Source organism: Salibacterium lacus (assembly GCF_042684865.1).
GTDB lineage: Bacteria > Bacillota > Bacilli > Bacillales > Marinococcaceae > Salibacterium > Salibacterium lacus.
Map to the genome: position 1 here is coordinate 20,011 of NZ_JBHUML010000004.1, position 23,200 is coordinate 43,210.

Consider the following 23,200-nt stretch of genomic DNA (forward strand, 5'->3'; position numbering starts at 1 on the left):
GAACTTATTATACGGGCAGCGGTTTTCAATGTTTGTCAAAATAAGCAGTCGCGTCCGAAAAATCCTTCGACGATTTCCTGTTTTGTGCAAAACGGGGCACAGCGGTGGTTCATAAGGGAACAGCAACAGAAAGAGGCCAAATTGAAACAATATCTTACAGCAGACAAACAGGAAAAGTGGAGGAGAATGAAAAGAATCATAGAAAGAGAGGGAAATAAAGAAAAGTGCGGGGCGGCCGGGCGCTCCAGCTGAATCTCAAAACGCCGCTGTTAAATACGTCCTACTAAAAAAAAGCCTGCCTCCCGCGCTTTAAGCTGCGGAAAGCAGGCTGTAATATTATGTATGGTAGCGGCGGAGGGGATCGAACCCCCGACCTTACGGGTATGAACCGTACGCTCTAGCCATCTGAGCTACGCCGCCTCATGCCGGACAACAAGAACGATTATATAATGATAAAAGGGGGAGCGTCAACCTCCTGATTAAAAAAACTGCCGGACGTTGCACTCCGGCAGCAGGAAGAAGGATAAATCCTCGTGTATGAACGGTTTTTTCCCTATTTATCGCTTCTGGAGACAGTAGGTTTATTTTCTGGAACCACCGCCGCGTTTAGAGTCTGTCTGTTTCCGAAGGGAAGAGAGACGTTCTTCACTGTCTTTCATGAACCGGCTCATCTTTTCTTCAAAAGATAACGGACGCTGGCCTTTGTTTCCATTTCCGCTTCCATTTCCGTCTCCGCCGCGTCCATTTTTGGGACGGTCCTCTTTCGGACGGTCTACTGCTTTACGGATGGAAAGACTTATTTTCCCATTATCTTCCACCTTTAACACTTTCACCGTCACTTCATCGCCGACACTTACGTACTCATTAATGTTCTCTACATACTTGTCCGCTACTTCACTAATATGGACCAGTCCCGTTTTACCTCCCGGCAGCTCAATAAATGCTCCAAAGTTGGTGATTCCCGTGACCTTCCCCTGTACCTTGCTGCCTTCTTCAATTGACATTTAAAAAATGCTCCTCCTTATTTTCGCGCTTGATCTTAACTGCGTTAAAATCACTATTATTATACCCGTCCGCTGAAAATAGTGTCAATCTGCGCCTCCCGCGGTTTTTTCCGGAAGTTTATACAGGGTTTCCCCCGGCTTGGTTAAATAATAATCCCGTCTGGCAATTTCGGCTATGTAGTCCAGGTCATTATAGTTTTTCACTTCCTGCTTTAATTCCGTTTCTTCCGCCTGCAGGTTCTCCATCTTCTGTTCCAGCTGCGCCCGTTCCGTTTTTTTTGCCTCCAGTGTCGTCAGCTGCGACGTGAGCAGAACGGCAAACACAACGGCAAGTGCTGCTCCGACAGCTCCTAAAGCTGTCAGACGACGTGTCAGACCGCGTTTATGCTTTCCGGCTTCCACCTGCTGTCTTTCCTGCTTCTTTTCTTCCTGCCGGACGTAGGAACGGTTCATTTCGGTAACTTTTTTTTCTTTTGATACCAAGCTCTATCCCTCCGGTCTAAAGTACTTGTGATTAATCTTTTTTACGGTGCGTCAGAACATCGGTTGTTTTTTTTATAAAGGTTTGGACTGGGGCGGGGAGTACGCGTTTCGCAGCGGGGCGGAACACGTGAATCAATCCCTTCAGCGGCATGAGAAGAATCCGGAGACAAAGGAACAGAAAATTTCTAATTATCGTTAGTCCTATCATAACGGAGGAGACGACCAGTTGCAATATGAAGTTCAGCGGATGCAGGATGAGCACCTTCACAACAGCGCTGAATATTCGGTACATCCGGTTCACCCTCCGGCAGAAAAACTCAAGTACCCGAAGAAAAGAAGCCCGTCCCAAGTGCCGGTATAAGAAAAATCCCGCCGCCAGCCCCGGGAAAATATAAAAACGAAGATCTCCGCCGTTCGCCCAAAAAAGAACATAGAACACGACCAGAGCCTGCAGGAACCAAAACAATATATCGCCGCCGGCTCTTATCCAGAAGCTTTTGATCAGCCGTACAAACAGACGTTCATATATATCCAGGGACATGCCGGCGCCCACTCCCATGACAAGCATGGCCGCCATTGTCTGAAACTGCACCGCCAGCGTCATTTAAACAACTTCCCCAGAAAACCTTTTGACTTCTCCTGTGCAGCATCGACATAAACAAGATCATCCACTTTCCCTTCAATGGATATAATCCCTTCATGAACATCCAGATTCTTGATATGAAGCTGGTTTCCCCTGACAGACAAAAAACCCATCGACGTTTCCAGTAAGAACTCTTCGTTATCAAAGCTTTCAACTTCTTTCACACCGGTTATTTCAAGACTTTTCCGGCTTTTCATGACAACCTCGTGAGTCGCTTCGGACTGCTTGAATACCGGTTCTTCAGAAAAGGACATAACAGATGCTCCCTTCGCGGATATAGCTTGTATTTCATCTATATGTCCTTCCCGCCGAAGTTAGTCCTGGATTTTTTACGAAAGCGGTTCTTCTTTCAGCAGAGTATACATGGATTCTGACGCTTCTTTTTTCGTCGAGTCCTGGATTTCATCCACACGAACCGTAATCACTTTGGTTCCAAACTGGATGGTGATTTCATCACCGGGAGTGACTTCCGTTCCTGCTTTTGCCTTATTGCCGTTCACTGATATTCTTCCCTGCGATGCTACTTCTTTGGCAAGGGTTCTTCTTTTTACCAAACGGGAAACTTTCAGAAATTTATCGATTCTCATTACGTTCCTCTCCTTTGCTTTCCTTTTTGGCCTCTTCCCAGAAACTGTCCATCTCCTGAAGCGTGGCGTCTTCCGGATGGCGCCCCTGCTTTTTCAGCGCTTCTTCAATATAGACAAAGCGTTTTCTGAATTTACGATTGGTCATATGCAGTGCTTCTTCCGGGTACAGTTTATAAAACCGGCCGAGGTTCACGATAACAAACAGTAAATCGCCGTATTCTTTTTTCATGGATTCCACCGAACCGTATTTCACTTCATACAGCCATTCTGCCAGCTCTTCCTGGAGTTTTTTCCACATCGGGGCGTCATCGTCCCAGTCAAAACCGGCTCTTCCTGCTTTTTTCTGCAATTCATACGCCTGCATCAGTGCCGGCATGGAGGCCGGGATATCCTCAAGCAGCGAAGCAGGAGGGTTGTTCGTTTTTTCCTTCTCCTTCACCGCTTCCCAGTTGGCATTCACCTGTTCCTCGGTATCCGCCTGCTGCCCGCCGAACACGTGGGGATGGCGGCGGATCATTTTTTCCGTTAACGTCCCGATCACATCATCTATGGTAAAGTACCCGTTTTCTTCGCCGATGCGGGCATGGAGCAGCACCTGCAGCATCACATCCCCGAGCTCTTCCTCAAGATGCTCATCATCCTGCTCATCGATGGCATCCAACACTTCATACGCTTCCTCGAGCATGTATTTTTTCAGGGATTCGTGCGTCTGTTTTCTGTCCCATGGGCACCCATCCGGCGCCCGCAGCGCATCAATGACCCTGCGAAGCGTGGAGAATTCCCGGTACATGAGCTCTTCATCCGGCACCGGAGGCAGGTAAAGGGCAGTCAGATTATCCACCTGCGCCATGCGGTCCAGTTCATACAGCGGCAGATTACGAAGGGTTTCTGCATTCGTTCCAGCCGCGGTGACCAGGGTAACACCGTAGTCATCCGGATATTTTTCCATCAATGTCAGTTTTACTTCCGAGGCGCTCATTTGATCATAGACCTGGCTGATGATGATATGCTGATTCATTCGGATGTCATCGACGTGCAGCGCCGTTGCGTCCAGCAGCTGAAACCCGTCATTTGGATCTATCTGCAGCGCGGTAAACATAGGATCCAGAAAGCTCTGTCCGCCGCCTGCGGTGACGTGGAGGTGTCCGCTTCTCTTTTCTTCCAGCAGCCTCTGCACGGTTTCCTCGGCTGTCATCGGATGGCCGGGAACCGCGTAATAAATATCGTGGTACTGCCCGGCCGCCTCCAGGAGCTCTTCGGTGATGGAAGCATACACCGCTTCAAACGTATCATGCTGTTCATACAACTCATCAAAGCTGTGAAACGAAATACCTTCCTGTTTCAGTTCTTTTGCAGCAGGGTGCTCTTCTGTCCGGAGATACAGCCGCTCTGCTTTTGTCAATGTCTTGTACGTCCCAAGCGGTAGACCTGATAAATCACCAGGACCGAGTCCGACTATATGTATGACGGGGACATCAGGATACGTGTCTTGTTTTGTCATCGCTTTTTTTCTCCTTTCGGTTTCAACGGGTTGTCCAGATGATGAAAAAACGGCAGATGCATCCTTTCTTCTTCTGTGAACAAGCCCCATTTTTTCACCAGAACAGCCTGCAGTACAACCCCTGCCGCCGTGGCAGTCAATGCATGGGCTGCTGCCGGCAGCCGGTGCGTTCCGGTAGAAAACCATTCATACCCGAAGTTCATGCACGCTAAAAGCAGCATCATAAGGCCAAGAGACGCAGTAAGCTTCATTATCCACGTTCCAGACGGCAGCCGGACCGCCTGAATGCCGAACATAGAAATGCTGCTGCACCCTGCCGTCACCGCCATCCCAAGCACCGTGGCTGCCGCTGCTCCCTTGATACCAAAAGCCGGGAGAAGCATGATATTTCCCACCGCTTTCACCACGACGCCCAGTCCAAGAAACAGAATGGGACGGATGAAATGATAGTGCCCCTGCATGACCGCAGACGTAATCATGATCATTCCGCTGAACATGAGTGCCGCCGCCAGTATGCGGAGAGCTCCGGTCCCTGCTTGATTTTCAAACAGCATAATGTTTACCGGTTCAGCTACCATCATCAAGCCGGCCGCCGCTGCACTCCCGGTAAAGAGAGTGAGCCGCAGCGCGAAACCAGCGTATGCTGCGGAACGATCAGGACCCTCTGTCGTTTTTTCTTTTTGAATAAGCGGCACGACTGTCATCGCAAAAGACACGGCCAGGACAGTTCCGAACTGCAGAAGCGGCTGTCCCCGGTCAAAAATGCCTTTCAACGCTTTCGCCTGCTGCGCACCAGCGGCGTGTTCTGTTAAGCCCCGCACCACAGTGAAGGCGTCCACCCATTGGTACAAAAGAAAAATCATAGCGCCGGACGCAGCCATCAGTCCGCGGACTAAAAAGGTCCCCCGGATTTCCTTCACCCGCTGGATGACCTCAGAAACAACAACTGGACGAGGATTGTCTCTGCGTCTCCAAATAACATAGAGATACCCGGCGCACGCGGCAGCGCCAAGAACCGACGCAGCTGCAGCAGCCTCTCCGGCGGCATAAGGACCAAAGCCGTTAAACACCACCAAAGCTGTACATCCTATAATCGCTCCAGACCGTATGACCTGTTCTGTAAGATGGGAAACCGCAGCAGGCTGCATATTCCCAAGACCCTGATAGTAACCACGAACCATGGAGATAAATGGCACCAACACAAGCACCAGACCAGCCTGGCGCAGAATACCCGCGAGCTGCGGATCACCCATCCAGGAAGCAATAAACGGGGATGTAAAGACAAGCCCCGTGAAGAGAAGCCCGTGAAGGAGAAACAGCAGCACAAACGCAGCACGGGCTGTCACTTCAGCTTCTTTTGGTTTTTGATCGGTTCCCTGTTCCATCATCATACCGGAAAGAGCGACCGGAAATCCATACATTGCTGTAATCATTGCTGTCCCGAGCAGAGGGTAGACCTGCTGGTAGACGTACAGGCCCTGGTCCCCTGCCATATTTTGATAAGGCACCCGGTACAATGCACTCAGTACTTTTCCTGTAAAAGCAGCTGCCGTCACAAACATGGCGCCTTTCCACCATCTGCTGTTATTACTATCTGCACCGGTCATCATCATCTCTTCCTTCCTCTAGTCCCCGAGTATATCATATGAAAAACGCAAGCGCCCCAAATAGCAGAGGTTCGGCCAAAAACGCCACGTCCTGTGGCAGCGTCGAACGGATCAGATCCATTGAACCCTGAGCGGCTGGGTGCTGGAGCTGGACCTTAAAACGCCGACATGCTTACCTGCCTGGCAGCTATGATAAACAAAAAGAAGGAACCCCGGCTGTTTCAGGTTCCTTCTTCATTCGGATGAGGCGGTAATTAGTCTTTTCTTTGTTACTGTTCCATCTGCCTGGCCAAAAAGCCGGAAGCGGTCTCAAGCAGTTTGCCCGAAATGGCTTCATCGACTTTGTCATCTTTGGCTATCATGACCACAGCACCGATCGGATCGCCATTTGCAATAATCGGCGCGACGGCGTAGCCTTTCATTGTTTCCTCGTGATCGCTGACCATATTATAGTCGCCTTTCATGGATGTTACTTTCGTTTTTCGTTCCGTAATCGCGTCTTCCACCACCCGGCCGATGCTTTTGTTGGCATAGTCTTTTTTGGCTCCGCCCGACACCGCAATATAAGTGTCACGATCTGCGACAAGGATAGGGTGGTGAAGAGTGTCGTATAATGCTTCCGCGTACTCTTTTGCAAAGTCGCCCAGCTCGGAAATCGGGGAATACTTCTTCAGAATTACCTCACCGTCGCGGTCGACAAAAATCTCCAGCGGATCCCCTTCCCGGATACGGAGGGTGCGGCGGATTTCTTTGGGAATGACTACTCTCCCCAAGTCATCAATGCGTCGTACAATACCAGTTGCTTTCATCACGTTACGCTGCCTCCCTTTCTGCTGTTGGTTTTCCTATGATGGATAAGAGACAAAATAAAGGCTGCTTTTCGAATTCTGTGCTCTAACCAGAGACAAAAAACGCTGTGCCTGATTCCTGTATTGTCTTTATTATCCACGAGCAGAAAAGAACTATTCACCCATTTTCAAAAAAGGAGGGACTTTCCACAGTATAATGTCAGGAAGAGGCTGTCTCTTCGGCTTCTTTTTTTGTCTCCGGAAGTTTTGTCATCAGTGCTTCCATAATGTCCAGAAACTGCCGGCTGGACATTTTACGTTGATGCACTGCCAGCTTGATCTGCTGTTCTTCCGCACCGATGCCCACTTCTCTTCCAAATTCGTGAACGGCTTCAAAAAGAGCCGCGCCGTCTGTGGCCTTACTTGCCTGCTCAGAAAGCAGGATCGTCGTTTGACCGGACTGCTGGGTGATGGACTGCACGCCGTTCTGCTTTGCCAGCAGTTTGATTTTTGAGACCGCAAAAAGGTCCGCCGTTTCCTGGGGATATTCACCGAAACGGTCGATCATTTCATCCTTGAGGTCCTCGAGGTCTTCAAGACTCTCCAGCCCCTTAAAGCGTTTATACATTTCAATCTTCTGTTTGGAATCATTGATATAAGACGCAGGGATATACGCATCCAGCCGCACATCCATCTCCATCTCCGGCTCCGTTTCTTTCGGCGCTTCTCCTTTTTGTTCTTCAATCGCTTCTTTCAGCATTTCAGAATAAAGATCAAAACCGACGGATTCAATAAATCCGTGCTGTTCCGCGCCGAGCAGGTTCCCGGTACCCCGGATGGACAGATCCCGCATCGCAATTTTAAATCCGGAACCAAGTTCGGTGAATTCTTTGATCGCCTGCAGTCGCTTTTCTGAAATCTCCGTTAGTATTTTATCGCGCTGGTACGTGAAATACGCATAGGCCACCCGGTTGGAACGCCCTACTCTTCCCCTGATCTGGTAAAGCTGGGAGAGTCCCATGTTATCGGCATTATAAATGATGAGCGTATTCACATTCGGAATGTCAACGCCGGTCTCAATAATAGTCGTCGTGACGAGCACATCTTTATTGCCTTCCAGAAAATCTATCATGACCGATTCCAGTTCCTGTTCATTCATCCTGCCGTGGGCATAGGCTACTTCTGCATCCGGAACAAGCATCGATACCTGATCAGCCATCCTGCTTATATCATCCACCCGGTTGTACAGAAGATACACCTGTCCGCCCCTGCTTATTTCCCTCTCCACTGCTTCTTTCACAAGCGATGGATTGTAGTCCATCACGTACGTCTGGACAGGAAAACGATTTTCAGGCGGTGTTTCAATGACAGAAAGATCGCGGACGCCGAGCATCGACATGTGCAGCGTACGCGGAATCGGTGTGGCTGTCAGCGTCAGTACATCAATGTTGGCCTTCAGCTGTTTGATCTTCTCCTTGTGTGTCACCCCGAAACGCTGCTCCTCATCAACAATCAAGAGGCCCAGGTCTTTAAACGTAATATCCTTGGACAATACCCGGTGGGTGCCGACAACGATATCAAGCCCTCCGGTTTTCAAGCTTTTAATCGTATCGGACTGCTGTTTTTTCGTCCGGAAACGACTGAGCATGCCGATGTTAATGGGATAGTCCGCAAAACGTTCCGTCAATGTATCAAAATGCTGTTGTGCCAAAATGGTAGTCGGAACGAGCATAGCGACCTGTTTTCCGTCCAGAATCGCCTTAAAGGCCGCACGGATGGCCACCTCTGTTTTACCATAACCGACATCACCGCATAGAAGGCGGTCCATCGGGCGTTCGCGTTCCATATCTTCCTTAATCTCCTGAATTGCTTTCAGCTGATCCTCTGTTTCCTGATAGGAAAATGTGGCTGCAAATTCCTGTTCTTCTTCTTCATGATTACTGAAGGCATGACCTTTGGAGGCTTCCCTGGCCGAGTAGACCTTAATCAGGTCGTCGGCAATGTCCTTCACGGAGGATTCCACTTTCCGTTTCACTTTTTTCCATTCCGATCCTCCGAGCGCATGTACTTTCGGCTCTTTTTCCTCCGACGCGACGTATTTCTGGACAAGGTCAATCTGCTCCACCGGAACATACAATTTGTCATTGCCCCGGTAGGAAATATTGAGATAATCCTGATGCACCCCGTTGACTTCGAGTGTTTCGATGCCGAGGTATTTTCCAATACCGTGATTAACATGAACAACAAGGTCGCCGGTCTTCAGCTCGGAATAGCTTTTGATTCGTTCTGCGTTCGATAACTTCTGTTTCCGCTGCGGCCGGCTCACCTTTTTCGTGAATGTCTCTTCCTCGGTAATGACAGCCGTTTTTTCCATCGGCAGCTCAAATCCGCTGTTTAACTGTGCTTTTACAATCGAAGGACGCTCCGGTGTGAAAGGGCCGCCGGGATCTGCCTTATCAGCTTCCATACCGTAGTCATAAAGAACGTTCTGCAGTTTGTTCATCCGGTCCTCATCTGCTGCAGCGAAGATAACAGTGTATTGGTCTTTCTGCCAGCGCTCCATCTCACTTTTTAAAACATGCATCTGCCCGTGGAACTGCTGCATCGCTTTGCACTGAATGTTAGCAGTGTTTTGAGGATGGATGGATGGTATATTTCTAAGAAACAGAGAAAAATAGACAATCGGATGTTCTTTTTCTTTAAACAAATCCTCAAACGCCGTGGATAAGGAAAGCCCTCTCGGCGCCTGGCCCTGCTCCAGCACGTCCGCCGACCACTGAGCTTCTTCCTTGTCCAGGTTTTCCGCCATATCCTGGACTCTGCTGATTTCATCCATAAAGAGGACCGTGTCGTCCGGAAAATAAGACAGTAACGTGGCAGGCTGTTCGTAAAAATACTGCATATATTTATACATGCCCTGAAAACGGTTCTTCTCCTCGAGCTGTTCTTTTTCGTATCCGAGGTAAGACCGCAGTTTTTCCTTGATCTCCTCGTCCTGTACATGCTGCAGCGTTTCTGCAAGGGACTGCTCCAGATGTTCTGCCGCTTTTTCAAACTGTTCTGTATATAAAACAGTCTCCTCGGCGGGGCCGATTAAAATTTCCTGGAGATGCTCCAGGGAGCGTTGATCCGCTGCCTGGAAGTAGCGCAGGGAGTCCACCTCGGTATCAAACAGTTCAATACGAACCGGGTATTCTTCGGTAAGAGGATATATATCAATGATACCGCCGCGCAGGCTGAATTCTCCCGGTGCCGACACCATGTCCGCCCGTTGATACCCAAGAGACAAAAGCCGCGGCAGCAGTGTTTCCGGTTCCACATCTTCCCCCATTTTCACCGTAACCTGCGACTCTTTCCAGAGATCAACCGGCGGGAGCAGCCTCCGCACGCCGGCTACCGGAGCAATCACAATTCCCCGGAAGCCATTGGTCAGTGCATCCAGCACTTCAATCCGCTGTGCTCTCATTTCCGGACTGGCCGACGCTATTTCAGAAGCTATCAGTTCATTGACCGGATACAAGTAAACGGGCGCATCCGTCAAATCAATGAGATCCTCGTACAGTTTCTGAGCCTGCAGCAGCGTGTGGGTGATAATAAGCTGGGGCCGGTCCACTTCCGTTTTGGCAAGCGCCATGAACAGAGAGCGGGCAGAGCCGCTCAATCCCGCTGCCAGTTGTTCTTTCATTCCATGTTGAATGCCTTCCAAAACCGTTTTTACATGGTCATTCGTGGACAGAGCGTTCTGCAATCCCTTCATGACACTCGTTCCTCCTTCATTCCCGTACCGCGGCTGCAGCCGAGCCGCGCATTCCTGTATCTTTCCATCTATCATCCCATGAATGAAGCAGACAGAAAACAGGATTCTTTTTTTAATAGAAAAAGGGCTGGTCTTTTCCCCGCATTCTGTTGACGAAAGACCAGTCCCGATGTTTTTTGCATATGCCGGAAAAGTTACTGAATCCACCTGTCCAATTCATGAAAATGGGGATTCTGCCGGAGTGCTTCTTCACAATGCTCACACGTCACTCTCACATGAACGTGACCGTCCGAGCCGTAATGAATCATCTGCTGCTGCTCCTCATCTGTCAGCTGGTCCAGCCCGAGCTTGGACGACACGAGCAGTTCCTCATCTTCCAACGTCCCGATATCCTTACTACAATGCCTGCAGTAATAACAGATTGCCATACAAAGAGCTCCTTTGAGAAAGGTTTCTTCCTAGTATGACCGGCACAGGCGATGGTATACAGACAAACCGGCTAATTTTTCCTGTTATAGTGATTCATCACTTCCGCAAAAGAATGAGAAAGCCAGGACTCAGCCGCCTTGGCTGCAAGCGGTACAGATTCCTGCATTTCTTTTTTCTCTTCCGGCGCAAATGTTCCGAGAACGTGGGAGACGACATCGTTTCCTGAATCCGGACGTCCAATACCAAGCCGTATGCGTTTGAACTCTTTCGTTCCCAGTTCCTGAAAAATAGACTTCAGACCGTTATGCCCCCCGTGTCCTCCATTCAGGCGGAGACGAAGCGCTCCCGGTGATAAATCCAGATCATCATAGATCACCAAAAGGTTCTCCGCGGGAATCTGGTAGAAATCCATAAGAGGCTGAAGGGCCTCTCCGGAAAGGTTCATATACGTAAGCGGTTTTACGATAAAAACTTTTTCTCCATCGATGACCGTTTCGGCAGTCCGGCTCTTTTTTTCTTTTTTCCAGGAAACGTTCAGATTCTCAGCCAGACGATCCACTGCCAGAAAGCCCACATTATGCCGTGTTTTTTCGTATTTCCGGCCGGGATTGCCAAGACCTGCAATAACCTTCATGGGCTGTCCCTCTTTTCTGCCTGCTTCGTTTTGCACAGTAAAAAGGCATAACCGAGCCACGGCTATACCTTTTCCACTGCTGTATCCTCATTAGTTGTTGTTGTCTGCCTCGTCCTTGTCTTCAGCGCCGACAAGTTCAGGTTCCGTTGCATCTTCTGTTTCTTCAGGCTCTTCCTGCTCCGGCGGCTGAATCGTTACAACCGTTTCTTCCGATTCGTTCACGAATTCATATGCTTTGCCGGCAGAAAGGTCCCCGATCTGCACAGAATCTCCGACGCCCAGTTCCGAAATATCTACAGTGATTTCTTCCGGAATATCTGTCGGCAGAGCCCGTACGGTGATGTGGTAAAGAAGCGGGGAAAGGATGCCGCCTTCTTTTTCACCAGGCGCATTGCCTGTAAGATTAACGGAAACATCTGCTTCCATTTCAGATTTGAGGTCGACTTCAAAGAAATCGATGTGTACGAGATAATCTTTGATTGGGTCCACCTGCATGTCGTGGACAATCACCGTATGCTTGCCGGTTTCTCCACCTACATCCAGTTCAATAATGCCGTTGCGCCCCACTTCACGAATCGTCTTGATAAACGTGATATTGGGAACGGAGACTGCTGTGCTTGCTGTGTCTTTCCCATAAACAACAGCCGGCACCTGTCCGTCGACGCGAAGTTGTTTAGATACGGATTTTCTTAAATCCGTTCTTGGATTGGCTTCCAGTACTACAGCCATAATTATTCACCTCGTTCTATTATCATTTAGGGAATCTATTTTCAAACCCACCTGAGAAAGGATTATACCATTTTGCTTCATGAATATCAATATGCTGCGGGGTTTTCAAAACGTTAATCGAACAACGTGCTGACTGATGTCTGTTCATGAACACGGATGATGGCTTCTGCAATAAGCGGAGCCACCGACAGCTGCGTAATTTTGTCTGTCTGCTTTTCTTCCGGGAGAACAATGGTATTCGTTACAGCCAGTTCTTCAATATTGGAGTTCTCTATCCGTTCGATGGCAGGTCCGGACAATACAGGATGTGTACTGCAGGCATATACCGCTTTGGCACCTTTTTCAAGCAGAGCATCTGCCGCGAGCGTCATCGTTCCCGCCGTATCAATGATATCATCCACAATGATGGCTGTCCGTCCCTCCACGTCTCCGATAATGTTCATCACTTCCGAAACATTCGGCTCCGGACGGCGTTTATCAATAATGGCAATCGGCGCATGCAGACGGTCCGCCATTTTTCTTGCCCGGACAACGCCGCCGTGATCCGGGGATACAATCACAGTATCTTCCACGCCTTTATCCTGAAAATGTTTCGATAAAATCGGCTCACCAAGCAGCTGGTCCACCGGAATATCGAAAAATCCCTGAATCTGGGAGGCATGCAGGTCGACACTCAGAACCCGGGTGGCCCCTGCCTTTTCGATTAGGTTGGCAACGAGCTTGGACGTGATCGGCTGTCTCGATTTAGCCTTACGGTCCTGGCGGGCATACCCATAATACGGGATAACGACATTAATAGTTGCTGCCGAAGCCCGTTTCATCGCATCAATCATGATCAGAAGTTCCATCAGATGCTCATTTGCCGGTTCGGATGTGGACTGTACAAGGAAAACGTCACAGCCCCGGATGCTTTCTTCAATATTTACCTGTATTTCCCCGTCACTAAAACGTTTAATAGAACTTTTTCCCATCTCGACCCCGATTTGATCGGTTACCTGCTGGGTAAGTTCAGGGTTTGAGTTCAGAGTGAACACCTTCAGATAAGGGTCGTCGTAAATTGGCATGGATTATTCCCTCCGTAAATATAATGTGAAAACCTTATTCCCTGTTTTTCACGTAACCTTCTTTGTTGGTCTGCCTCGACCGTGCTATCGACAGAGAACGTTCCGGAACATCATCTGTGATGGTGGATCCGGCAGCAACATAAGCACCTTCCTCCACCTTCACCGGCGCAATCAGGTTGGCGTTACAACCTACAAACACATCGTCTTCAATGGTTGTCGTGTACTTTTGAGTCCCATCATAGTTGACTGTAATGGAACCGCATCCCATGTTCACCCGGTTACCGACTTCTGCATCTCCGATATAGCTGAGATGAGGCGCTTTACTTCCATTTCCAAAGGATGATTTTTTCACTTCGACAAAATTACCGATTTTCACATCATCAGCCAAATCCGAAGCCGGTCGGATATGGGCATAGGGGCCGATCTTCACGCGGCATCCGATACGGCTGTCCGAAACCACTGACTGCCGTACGGTGGAGCCGTTTCCGATACGACTGTCTGTAATCTCTGAATACGGACCGATGACGCAGTTACCTTCAATCTCTACCGTCCCGTTCAAAGTAGTGCCGGGATGCAGGGTCGTATCACGGCCTATAACGGCGTCCATAGAAATATAGGTGTGATCCGGATCCACAATCGTCACTCCTTCTTTCAGCCAATATGTGTTGATCCGCTTTTTCATTGCCTTTTCTGCCTCGGCCAGCGCCACCCGGTCATTCACGCCGATAGCCTCTGAAAAGTCAGCTGTCTGCCAGGCCGATAATACTTCCCCGCGGCTTTTTAGTATCTCAAGAACATCCGGCAGGTAATACTCTCCCTGGGCATTCTCATTTCCAACTTCCCGAAGTGCTTCAAAAAGCAGCTTGTTGTCAAAACAGTATGTGCCTGTATTAATTTCGTTGACTTTCTTATCCGCTGGACCGGCGTCTTTTTCTTCCACGATGCGCTGCACCTGTCCTTTGTCATTTCTGAGGACACGGCCGTAGCCGGAAGGGTCCTGTGCATGAGCAGTCAGAACAGTTGCCCCGGCTTTTGTCTGCTCGTGATGCTCTATTAACGACTCCACCGTTTCCGCGCGTATCAATGGCGTGTCCCCGCAAAGAACAACCGTCACTCCTTCTTTATCCTTCAGATGATCCTCTGCCTGCATCACAGCATGCCCCGTTCCCTGCTGCTCTTCCTGAAGCACATAAGAAACACGATCACCAATATGCTCTTTCACAGCCTCGGCACCGTGTCCTATAACGGTCACAATATCATCAAGCCCAGCTTTGGCAGCCTGATCGACAGCATGCTCCACCATCGGCCTGCCGCATACAGGGTGAAGTACTTTATACAGATCGGATTTCATTCGTTTCCCCTGGCCTGCGGCCAGCACTACCCCATAACGATTGTTCATTGCTCTGCCTCCAACTCACCGTTTTTCCCCTACGAATATATCCTAAAAGCCTTCACATTTCAAGGAAAGACGCTGGATTAAACACCACTGGCGATAATGGAATATTATTGAAAGGAAAGAGAAACAAAAATCAGGCGGCCGCTCTGTAAACGGACTCCGCCTGATAACGTAAGTATAATAGTTGTAATGATACCTTCGCGCTCTATCCAGCTCTTCAGGAAGCACCGGCTTCTTCGTATTCCGGTTTTTCAAACTCTCCCTGACGCTCATACTCACCCAGGACAGCTGTCTGAATTTTCTCCCTGGTATGGGATGAAATTGGATGGGCGATGTCGCGAAACTCTCCATCCGGCGTCCGTTTGCTGGGCATGGCAACAAACAGTCCATTATTGCCGTCAATCACCCGTATATCATGCACAACAAACTCACCGTCCATCGTAATCGATGCGATAGCACGCATCCTGCCGTCCGTATTTACCCGTCGGAGCCTGACGTCTGTAACCTGCATTTTTTCACCACCTTTTTCCATATAAAAATAGTTCTGCCATACCCTTCAACAGGTAGGCAGGGTTTTCCTTCTTTTGATAGAAAAAAATTATTTTTATTTTATGTCATGGTGAGACGGCAGACTCTCTTTCCACGTAAAAAACCCGCCATTGGGCGGGGGTAAATAGTTGTTTCTTATTTCACGAAGGCGGTGACTTCTATTTCGATGAGTGCTCCTTTCGGGAGCGCTGCCACCCCGACGCAGGAGCGCGCCGGCTGGTGCGTCTGAAAGTATTCGCCGTAGATCTCATTGATGATAGAGAAATCTTCCATCCTGGTGGTGAAGACAGACGCTTTCATCACAGTATCCAACGAAGCCCCTGCCTCCTCGAGCACAGCCTGCACATTTGAAAACACTTGATGCGTCTGTTCACGCAGCCCGCCTTCCACCATCTCACCATCAGGTGTCAAAGGAATCTGACCGGAACTGTAAAATACGCTGCCTGCCTTGATTCCCTGCGAATACGGTCCTATCGCTTCCGGTGCTTTGTCTGTATGAATGGGTTCCATCACGTATTCACCTCTTTTAATGTATCAAGAAAATTTCCCGGAACTGCCTTTACCTGTCTTTCTCTTTCGTGAACTTTTTCCAGACGGGCAATCGAGACGTAGTCTTCTACGAGACGTTCCTCGACATCTTCAGCCTCGACCAGAACGCCGACACCGACAACGTTGGCATTGAATTCATGGAGCAGGTCCATCATACCCCGCACGGAGCCGCCTGCTTTCATGAAGTCATCTACAATCAGTACATTGGATCCTTCCTGCAGGCTTCTTCTCGAAAGCGACATCGTCTGAATCCGTTTTGCAGAACCGGAGACGTAGTTGATGCTTACCATGGATCCTTCCGTTACGCGGTGGTCCCTGCGGACAATACTGACCGGTACATCGAGATGGGAAGCAATCGAATAAGCGAGCGGAATGCCTTTCATCGCCACCGTCATGACCGCATCAATGCGGCGCTCGGCATACACTGAAGCAAACAGCCTCCCAATGTCATTCATAAGCCGCGGGTTGCCGAGAACGTCCATCATGTATAAATAACCGCCCGGCAGCAGTTCTTTATCCTCCAGTTTCGTGCAAAGCGATTCAACGAGCTCTGTGCCTTCTTCCAGCGATACCGCCGGCACATACTTCACTCCGCCGCCTGCACCGGGAATCGTCCACAAAGAGCCAAATCCCTGCGACTCAAAAATATCTTTAACAATCGTTAAGTCTTCGCTGATGGAGGACTTGGCTGATTGGTACCGTTCTGAAAAATAGCTGAGGGAAACCAGCTGGTGTGGATGCTGGATCAAATAGTAGGTCATATCCACCAATCGGCCGCTTCGTTTCATTTTCTGCATCACTTCCTCCATAAAAACCGAATAATATAATCAGAATATACCATTTTTGTACGGATTTTATCAAGGTTGTTTCTCTCCCAGCAGCCGCACGGCGTACACTTGGTCACAGAAACCTCGGAGCGCGTTATACACCCGGTGCAGTTTCGCTTCTTTTTTGACAAGGCCGAATACTGTAGGGCCGCTCCCGCTCATCAAAGCGGCATCGACTCCCGATGCTTTCATCCGTTCCTTAATCTGCCTGATTTCCGGATACATCGGTAGGGTCACCTGCTCCAGTGCGTTATGAAGAGAGCGGCAGATAGCAGAGTAATTGAAATCATGAACAGCAGCATTCATCGCATCGGCAGACGTACTGCTTATATCCTCGGCCCGCATTCGTTTATAGATATCCCCTGTGGAAACTCCGACCGGTGGTTTTGCAAGCACCACCCAGCATGACGGAGGATCGGGAATCTTTTCAATACATTCCCCCCGTCCGGTGGCAAGGGCGGTGCCGCCGTGAACACAAAACGGAACATCCGAACCAAGTTCAGCACCAAGGTCTGCCAGTTCCTCCAGCGAAAGGCCAAGCTCCCAAAGCTTATTCAATCCTCTAAGCGCCGCTGCCGCATCACTGCTCCCGCCGGCCAGACCGGCAGCCACCGGAATTTTTTTGTATATGTAAATAGATGCCCCCATCTTTGTGCCGCAGTGCTGTTTCAAAAGGACAGCAGCCTGGTAGGCAAGGTTACGCGAATCGGCCGGGAGAAACCCTTCCGACATTTCCACATTGATCAAACCGTCCTCCCGCCGCTGCATATCAAGTCTGTCGGATAAATCCACCTGGGTCATTATCATTTTTACTTCGTGGTAGCCATCATCCCGCTTCCCCAGCACATCGAGGCTTAAATTTATTTTGGCAGGAGCTTTAATTGATTGTTTCACCATTCACTTCCCCTTCTCTTCGCTGCCGCGCCGCATTTCCTGTTCTAACGTTTACATCTTTGTATATTTTAGTTTAAAAAAAGAAATGTGTACAGCTTGAACTATTACACACGGGGGTTATGCTTTGTGCCAACGATGAAAAGAAGGCTCCGGGAGAATCTCCCGGAGCCCTCTTTTATGCCTGCGGGTTATGAACGGTTGGAATCCTGCATGTGCTGCTCCGCCATCTGTACAGCGCGTTTCACCATATTACCGGCGTCACGGGATTTAATGCCGCCCCAGCCTTCACGCTGGACTGTATCATAAAACCCTAATTCCTTTGCCACTTCCGTTTTCAGTTGATCTGACATGATACCGCGTCTCCGGCTCATCTCATCCATCTCCTTCACAGCTGAATGAAAACCCGGCAGGCATGGTTTAGTATGTCCGGAAGCAGACATAAATATAGCCTTCTGCTTGTCTGCAGAAAGCCACTTTATTCCGTTTCCTGTAGCATGTCCTCTTTTAAGCCTGAAGTTCTTCTTCACCAAGCATCGTCAATTGAATCGATTTGGTGAGTACATCGGTATAGCTGTACGAAATTCTCTCCACGGAATGCTTGTCCTTGTCGAGTTTCACAATAAACACCGAAGGATATGTTTCTTCCAGCAGACCGGAACGTTCAATTGTTTTCTTGCGGCCTCCATTTGCTGTGATCGTGATCTTTTTCCCTACATTGGCATCCAGTGATTCTTTAATTTCAATCAATGTTTTTCCCATAGTTACAGACCCACCTCACTACTTAATAGTGTAACAATCCCCACCCGTTTTGTCAAGTAAACGTATTATGTTATCAACTTTCCGACTCGTTTGTCAAACGATTTTTTCTGGAGAAATGATTTCCTTCTCTAAGTTTATGCTTGTTTTTCCATTTTATTCTACAAAAATAAAACCGGAACGAAGCCCGTTCCGGTTGTGTTTTACTTTTTCCTATCTCCGGACAGAGTACGGGCTTCTTCTTTCCAGGGTGATCCACGCCTTAACACTCCTCTTGTCTCCAGCCCCCCCAATCCATCCTGCCCGGTGAGGGTGTGCCGGATGAGGTGCAGGGCGCTGATTCGGTCCATAAAAGGAGTCAGACTGATTTTGGCGGCGATATAGACAGGATCGAGCGCGTGAATATTGACTCTTTCCGGAGCGCTCGCAAAATTGGAACCAGCCTTGATGAGCCATTCAAAATAAGATTGGCAGGCTCCGGCAAAAATAATCAGCTGATCAAGCTGGGGCACCATTTTCCGTGCCTCCCGCACCGTTCTCCCGAAGACTTTGGAATGTTTGTAGGATTTTATATCATTTTCTTCTCCCCGGGAAGAGATGTAAGCATCGTGACCTGTAATAACCAATATATCAGGGCGCACCATTTCGATCAGGGACGATATCTGCTCCGGCATTTCCTTTTCGGGAATATGGACACCGTAGACAGGAATGCCGAGCCGTTCATACAATGCGGTGCATTTGGAGAGGTAATAAGCATCTCCATCCAGATGCAGAACACGTCCGCGCATTTCAAAATAAGAGGTGTCTTCCTTATACCCTTCCGATGTTTCATGTTCATTCCGCTCTTTCATCAAGCGCGCTTCCTGCCGGAAGAGGCGGTAAATCCGTTCTTCTTTTTCATGGAGGTTCTTTTCGTGGGATCTTCGCTCTGTTTCATCCACTTTCTGTAAATCCTCAATTGGAGCATCTGCTGCCAAGCGTAGTTCCTCTCCGGCCAGCTCAACGTTTCTGCCGTCCACGGAAGTCACCCGGAATATGATGTCCCCGTTATAGGAATACCGGGTCACAAGATCTCCTGCTTTTAATTCCACTTCCACGTCAGCTTCCCCCTTCCCCCGCCAGCCTATTCCAAAATAAAAGAAATGTGCCCATAAAAAACGCCTCCTTCGAAAAGAGGAGACGTTCACTGCATTTATTACTGTGGAAGATGCCGCTTCAAAGAGGTGCTGAGATGGGCAAATTCCTGCATGGTTAATGTTTCACCGCGTCTGCCCGAATCAACCTCGGCCTCCTGCAGAGCGGCCGCCAATTCTTCACGCCGGTCCCGTCCGGTAAGATTGTGCTGCAGGTTGTTCCAGATTGTTTTGCGGCGCTGGGCGAAAGCCGCTTTGATCACGCGGAAGAAAAAGGTTTCGTCCTCCACCTCTACAGGAGGAGTATCCCGGATCTCAAAGCGGACGACGGCAGAGTCCACGTTCGGTTTGGGCATAAACACCGTTTTGGGAACAACCATGGTTTTCACCGGATCGGCAAAATACTGCGCGGCAATGGAAAGCGATCCGTAATCTTTCGAACCGGGGTCGGCCGCCAGGCGCTCGGCTACTTCCTTCTGCATCATAAACACCATTCGCGAAATAGGGAGGCGCTGCTCCAACAGGTTCATGATTATCGGTGTCGTAACGTAGTAGGGAAGATTGCCTGTTATTATGATATCCTGCACATGCTTAAAGTTCTCAGACAGCACCCGGCCTATATCTACATTCAAAATATCTTCATTCCATATCCTTACATTCGGATAAGGAGCCATCGTCTCTTCCAGCACCGGAAGCAGACGTCCATCGATTTCAAACGCTTCCACCTGCTTCGCGGCTTTGGCAAAGTGTTCGGTCAATCCTCCAATACCAGGGCCGATCTCGACTACGCCGTCCTCCGGCCCCGCCTTCGATGCAAGGACAATCTTCTCGAGAATATTCCGGTCCATTAAAAAGTTCTGGCCCAGGCTTTTTTTAAACGAAAATCCGTGGTGTTCAAGTATTTCTTTCGTCCGTCCAGGCACTGCTATTTCTCTGGGCAAACCTTTCTTCCTCCTCCAGTACAGCGGCGGCAGCCCGTGCAAACTCCGCACGTTGAATATTAAAGGCATGCAGCCGGTGTAAAAACTGTTTTGCGTTGGAATAACCGATATTCAGTTTCTCCCCCATTTTTTCGCGGCGTCGTCTTGAGTCCGGGCCCGCCATCATTCCCGCATCCAATAAATCCTGACGCGTGACAGGCTCTGTCTTTTCGGCTGTTTGAGGCATTTCGCTGCGTACCACCTGCAGGGCGCGGCGGATTACTTCAGGCGGGGCATGCTCTACGCCAAGACTGCCATCTCCGCCCGAATCAGCATCTGCTTTTGTCAAAAAGGCATGCCGGCAACCCGGGACTTCTCTGCTGACAATCCGCCGGATTCGTTCGCCCGGAACGTCAGGATCTGTGAATATGATAACGCCGCGCCGCTCCCGGGCAAGTGCAATCCTTGCAAGTACATCTTCCCCCACAGCAGCACCGTTTGTTTCAATCGTATCGGCTTCCACGGCACGCTTTACCGCCATCGTATCCGCTTTGCCTTCCACTACAATACATTCTTTGACATTCATTCTTATGTCAGCCTCCCGAACTTTCAGCCAGCATTATTATACTATGATTCAGAGCGAAAAAAAAGGCGGAAAGAGAAGGGTCGGACCCCTTCCTGCTTTCACGCCCGGATAAGATAAATATAATATTATTCCAAAATGGTTACTTGTACGTTTCGTCTTCCAAAACTCATAGCCTGCTGGTTGGTAGGCATATGCACATCAATACGATTGCCGTTGATAGCACCGCCGGTATCAGCTGCAACGGCTTCCCCGTAGCCTTCCACATGAACTCTGGTTCCAAGCGGAATAACAGCAGGATCCACAGCTACGACATTCCGGTTAGGATTAGCGTTCAGATTAATACCTGTCGCGGTAATTCCGGAACATCCGGTACAATCAGCTGTGTATGCTGTAGCTTCCATCGAAATGGTCCGTCCACCGGAACTGCTTTCGGAGGGGCTGCTTCCACGCGAGGCAATGGATGTCTGATCAGTCGGACCGACTGCTACAACTTTATCCTGACTTTCTTTCACTTTTGTCTGATCTACAAGCTCTCGTGATACTTCTTTTCCGTTTTCGAGCACCACTTCATACTTTTTTTCAACAACACCTTTGCTGCCGCTTTTTACTACTTTCTCCTGTCCACCTGCAAGAGAATCATCTTTGCGCGTCACCGTAGCAAATTCCTGTTCCTCCTGCACGACGTCTGTCACTTTTTCCACGCGGACAACATCCAGTTCTGTCTCCTCGGAAACCGTCGTATTTTTTCCCTCTTTCAGACGGTCATTGCTGTCCAGTGATATCCCTGCCTGTTTCAGGATGTTTTCTGCCTTTGCTGTTGTTGTCATGACTTCTTTTGTTTTTCCATTATCCTTAACGGTAACTGGAAAAGCAGATTCGTAAGCCACCGTCATTCCGTCTTTTACCGGTGCGGTAACTTCTTTATTCAGTTCGTCATATGGACCAAGGTCAATGTTTTGATTGTTGATCACTTTACCCACGGAAGCGGCCGTCGTCCAGATGCTGGAGGCCTCGCCGTTTTTTGATACAGTTATTTTCCGTGCCGGCTTCCATTCCAAATTCATATTGCCGGTAATGGGTTCGGTGATCGATGAGCTGAGTTCATCCTTCTCTTTTACATCCAGGTTCTGTTCTTCAATCATGCCTTTGACTGTGTCTGCGTGGGTGGCGACAGTGAATGTCTCTTCCCCTTTTGAAATCGTCACCGTTGCCTTGGTCGTTTCATGCACGGCATAAAACAATCCGGCTGCAGTCAGCAGAAGAAAAGCAAAAGCCAGAACCATGCCTTTTCCCGGCTTTCTTACGGGAAAAGGAGCGCGTTGTTTCAAACTCATCTACTAACCCTCCTTTACAAGGAACAAATTGTAGACCCTCCCTATGTCCTTGTCAACTCTTTTGTTCATACAATGTATATTATTGCCTGGTGAAAACATGAAGAAAAGAAAAATCGTTCGACGATTTGTCAATACAAAAACAGGAAAAAGAGAGAATCATTCCGAATAAATAAAGCGGCGCTGAACGCCGCTGTCTTTCAACAGAATATCCTGTCAGTTTATACGGAAAAGTTTTTCCGCGTTTCCGGTTGTTCTCTCTGCCAATTCTTCAAACGGAATTTCTTTAAGTTCGGCTATTTTTTCTGCAACCAGCTTCACGTAAGCAGGTTCATTCCGCTTGCCGCGGTTCGGATGCGGTGCCAGAAACGGGCAGTCGGTTTCCACCAGCAGCCGGTCCATTGGTATTTCTTTGGCTACATCTTTGGGCAGCTGTGCATTCTTAAATGTAACCGGCCCGCCAAACGATATATGAAAGTCCATATCAAGCGCCTGCCGCGCAATGTTCAGATCGCCGCCGAAGCAGTGCATAATGCCTCCTGTTTCTGCAGCATTTTCTTCTTTCAATATATCTACAATGTCCTGATGAGCTTCGCGGTCATGGATCACAAGCGGCAGATTCACCTTTTTCGCAAGCGCAATTTGTTTTCGGAATGCTTCTTTCTGTACGTCGGCAGGAGATTTGTCCCAGTGATAATCAAGACCCGTTTCCCCGATGGCAACCACTTTGGGGTGGGCCGACAGTTCTTCAATCCATTCCAGATCCCTGTCGGTCATATCCACCGCATCGACCGGGTGCCAGCCGATGGACGCATACATAAAGTCGTAGGTGTCAATCAGTTCCATCGCTTTGTTGATCGTCTCATGGTCAAAACCAACAACGTTCATCTTTTCTACACCGGCTTCCTTGGCTCGGTCTATGGTGGCCTGAAGATCCTCCTGAAACTCATCAATATTCAAGTGAACGTGGGTGTCAAATAACATTTTTTCCACTCCTTTGTTATCCATGAAAATAAAGGCTGACCTAAAAGGG

The 23,200-nt window shown here is 49.1% G+C and carries 25 protein-coding genes and 1 tRNA gene; all 26 read right to left on the reverse strand.

Annotation, left to right across the window (positions count from 1 at the left end):
- Window positions 1–343: 343 nt before the first annotated feature.
- Window positions 344–420: transfer RNA gene (locus ACFSUB_RS12895), tRNA-Met, on the reverse strand.
- 161 nt (window positions 421–581) lie between these two features.
- Complete coding sequence (locus ACFSUB_RS12900) at window positions 582–1,004, reverse strand: S1 domain-containing RNA-binding protein (RefSeq protein WP_380713682.1); 423 nt, start codon at window positions 1,002–1,004, stop codon at window positions 582–584.
- 84 nt (window positions 1,005–1,088) lie between these two features.
- Complete coding sequence (locus ACFSUB_RS12905) at window positions 1,089–1,487, reverse strand: FtsB family cell division protein (RefSeq protein ID WP_380713683.1); 399 nt, start codon at window positions 1,485–1,487, stop codon at window positions 1,089–1,091.
- Between the two features lie 31 nt (window positions 1,488–1,518).
- On the reverse strand, window positions 1,519–2,091 hold the full coding sequence (gene yabQ / locus ACFSUB_RS12910; protein ID WP_380713684.1) for a spore cortex biosynthesis protein YabQ: 573 nt from the start codon (window positions 2,089–2,091) through the stop codon (window positions 1,519–1,521).
- Window positions 2,088–2,327 carry a sporulation protein YabP gene (gene yabP, locus ACFSUB_RS12915; protein WP_380713713.1) on the reverse strand — a complete coding sequence of 80 codons (240 nt, stop codon included), beginning with the start codon at window positions 2,325–2,327 and terminating at the stop codon, window positions 2,088–2,090. Before yabP ends, yabQ begins: the two co-directional genes overlap by 4 nt.
- A gap of 132 nt (window positions 2,328–2,459) precedes the next feature.
- Complete coding sequence (locus ACFSUB_RS12920) at window positions 2,460–2,717, reverse strand: RNA-binding S4 domain-containing protein (RefSeq protein ID WP_380713685.1); 258 nt, start codon at window positions 2,715–2,717, stop codon at window positions 2,460–2,462.
- The gene (locus ACFSUB_RS12925) at window positions 2,704–4,218 is read right to left on the reverse strand and encodes a bifunctional methyltransferase/pyrophosphohydrolase YabN (RefSeq protein WP_380713686.1); all 1,515 of its coding nucleotides are present in this window, start codon (window positions 4,216–4,218) and stop codon (window positions 2,704–2,706) included. The genes ACFSUB_RS12920 and ACFSUB_RS12925 overlap by 14 nt, the downstream gene beginning before the upstream one ends.
- Window positions 4,215–5,831, reverse strand: coding sequence for a putative polysaccharide biosynthesis protein (locus ACFSUB_RS12930; protein ID WP_380713687.1), 1,617 nt, complete (start codon window positions 5,829–5,831; stop codon window positions 4,215–4,217). Before ACFSUB_RS12930 ends, ACFSUB_RS12925 begins: the two co-directional genes overlap by 4 nt.
- 263 nt (window positions 5,832–6,094) lie before the next feature.
- Window positions 6,095–6,634, reverse strand: coding sequence for a stage V sporulation protein T (gene spoVT, locus ACFSUB_RS12935; protein ID WP_090928191.1), 540 nt, complete (start codon window positions 6,632–6,634; stop codon window positions 6,095–6,097).
- Between the two features lie 199 nt (window positions 6,635–6,833).
- The gene (mfd, locus tag ACFSUB_RS12940; protein ID WP_380713688.1) at window positions 6,834–10,370 is read right to left on the reverse strand and encodes a transcription-repair coupling factor; all 3,537 of its coding nucleotides are present in this window, start codon (window positions 10,368–10,370) and stop codon (window positions 6,834–6,836) included.
- 194 nt (window positions 10,371–10,564) lie between these two features.
- The gene (locus ACFSUB_RS12945; protein ID WP_090928753.1) at window positions 10,565–10,798 is read right to left on the reverse strand and encodes an anti-sigma-F factor Fin family protein; all 234 of its coding nucleotides are present in this window, start codon (window positions 10,796–10,798) and stop codon (window positions 10,565–10,567) included.
- A 71-nt stretch (window positions 10,799–10,869) separates the two neighbouring features.
- Window positions 10,870–11,433, reverse strand: a complete 564-nt coding sequence (gene pth / locus ACFSUB_RS12950; protein ID WP_380713689.1) for an aminoacyl-tRNA hydrolase — start codon at window positions 11,431–11,433, stop codon at window positions 10,870–10,872.
- Between the two features lie 90 nt (window positions 11,434–11,523).
- Entirely contained in the window at window positions 11,524–12,162 is a 639-nt protein-coding gene (locus ACFSUB_RS12955; protein WP_380713690.1) for a 50S ribosomal protein L25/general stress protein Ctc, read from the reverse strand.
- Between the two features lie 113 nt (window positions 12,163–12,275).
- Window positions 12,276–13,226 (reverse strand): ribose-phosphate diphosphokinase, encoded by a 951-nt coding sequence (locus ACFSUB_RS12960; protein ID WP_380713691.1) that lies wholly within the window; start codon window positions 13,224–13,226, stop codon window positions 12,276–12,278.
- Window positions 13,227–13,260: 34 nt separating this feature from the next.
- Window positions 13,261–14,625, reverse strand: a complete 1,365-nt coding sequence (gene glmU, locus ACFSUB_RS12965) for a bifunctional UDP-N-acetylglucosamine diphosphorylase/glucosamine-1-phosphate N-acetyltransferase GlmU (RefSeq protein WP_380713692.1) — start codon at window positions 14,623–14,625, stop codon at window positions 13,261–13,263.
- A 214-nt stretch (window positions 14,626–14,839) separates the two neighbouring features.
- Window positions 14,840–15,133, reverse strand: coding sequence for a septation regulator SpoVG (gene spoVG / locus ACFSUB_RS12970; RefSeq protein ID WP_093338712.1), 294 nt, complete (start codon window positions 15,131–15,133; stop codon window positions 14,840–14,842).
- A 173-nt stretch (window positions 15,134–15,306) separates the two neighbouring features.
- Window positions 15,307–15,681: a RidA family protein gene (locus ACFSUB_RS12975; protein WP_380713693.1), complete on the reverse strand. Its 375-nt coding sequence runs from the start codon at window positions 15,679–15,681 to the stop codon at window positions 15,307–15,309.
- Entirely contained in the window at window positions 15,681–16,517 is an 837-nt protein-coding gene (gene purR, locus ACFSUB_RS12980; protein ID WP_380713694.1) for a pur operon repressor, read from the reverse strand. The genes ACFSUB_RS12975 and purR overlap by 1 nt, the downstream gene beginning before the upstream one ends.
- A gap of 60 nt (window positions 16,518–16,577) precedes the next feature.
- Entirely contained in the window at window positions 16,578–17,441 is an 864-nt protein-coding gene (ispE, locus tag ACFSUB_RS12985; RefSeq protein ID WP_380713714.1) for a 4-(cytidine 5'-diphospho)-2-C-methyl-D-erythritol kinase, read from the reverse strand.
- A gap of 188 nt (window positions 17,442–17,629) precedes the next feature.
- Window positions 17,630–17,812, reverse strand: a complete 183-nt coding sequence (locus ACFSUB_RS12990) for a small, acid-soluble spore protein, alpha/beta type (RefSeq protein WP_380713715.1) — start codon at window positions 17,810–17,812, stop codon at window positions 17,630–17,632.
- Window positions 17,813–17,945: 133 nt separating this feature from the next.
- Window positions 17,946–18,200 carry a Veg family protein gene (locus tag ACFSUB_RS12995; RefSeq protein WP_090928728.1) on the reverse strand — a complete coding sequence of 85 codons (255 nt, stop codon included), beginning with the start codon at window positions 18,198–18,200 and terminating at the stop codon, window positions 17,946–17,948.
- Between the two features lie 200 nt (window positions 18,201–18,400).
- The gene (yabG, locus tag ACFSUB_RS13000; RefSeq protein WP_380713716.1) at window positions 18,401–19,288 is read right to left on the reverse strand and encodes a sporulation peptidase YabG; all 888 of its coding nucleotides are present in this window, start codon (window positions 19,286–19,288) and stop codon (window positions 18,401–18,403) included.
- A 104-nt stretch (window positions 19,289–19,392) separates the two neighbouring features.
- Window positions 19,393–20,271 (reverse strand): 16S rRNA (adenine(1518)-N(6)/adenine(1519)-N(6))-dimethyltransferase RsmA, encoded by an 879-nt coding sequence (gene rsmA, locus ACFSUB_RS13005; protein ID WP_380713695.1) that lies wholly within the window; start codon window positions 20,269–20,271, stop codon window positions 19,393–19,395.
- Window positions 20,225–20,836 (reverse strand): ribonuclease M5, encoded by a 612-nt coding sequence (gene rnmV, locus ACFSUB_RS13010; RefSeq protein WP_380713696.1) that lies wholly within the window; start codon window positions 20,834–20,836, stop codon window positions 20,225–20,227. The genes rsmA and rnmV overlap by 47 nt, the downstream gene beginning before the upstream one ends.
- Window positions 20,837–20,961: 125 nt before the next feature.
- Complete coding sequence (locus tag ACFSUB_RS13015) at window positions 20,962–22,170, reverse strand: ubiquitin-like domain-containing protein (protein WP_380713697.1); 1,209 nt, start codon at window positions 22,168–22,170, stop codon at window positions 20,962–20,964.
- Window positions 22,171–22,383: 213 nt separating this feature from the next.
- Window positions 22,384–23,151, reverse strand: coding sequence for a TatD family hydrolase (locus tag ACFSUB_RS13020; protein ID WP_380713699.1), 768 nt, complete (start codon window positions 23,149–23,151; stop codon window positions 22,384–22,386).
- Between the last annotated feature and the right edge of the window lie 49 nt (window positions 23,152–23,200).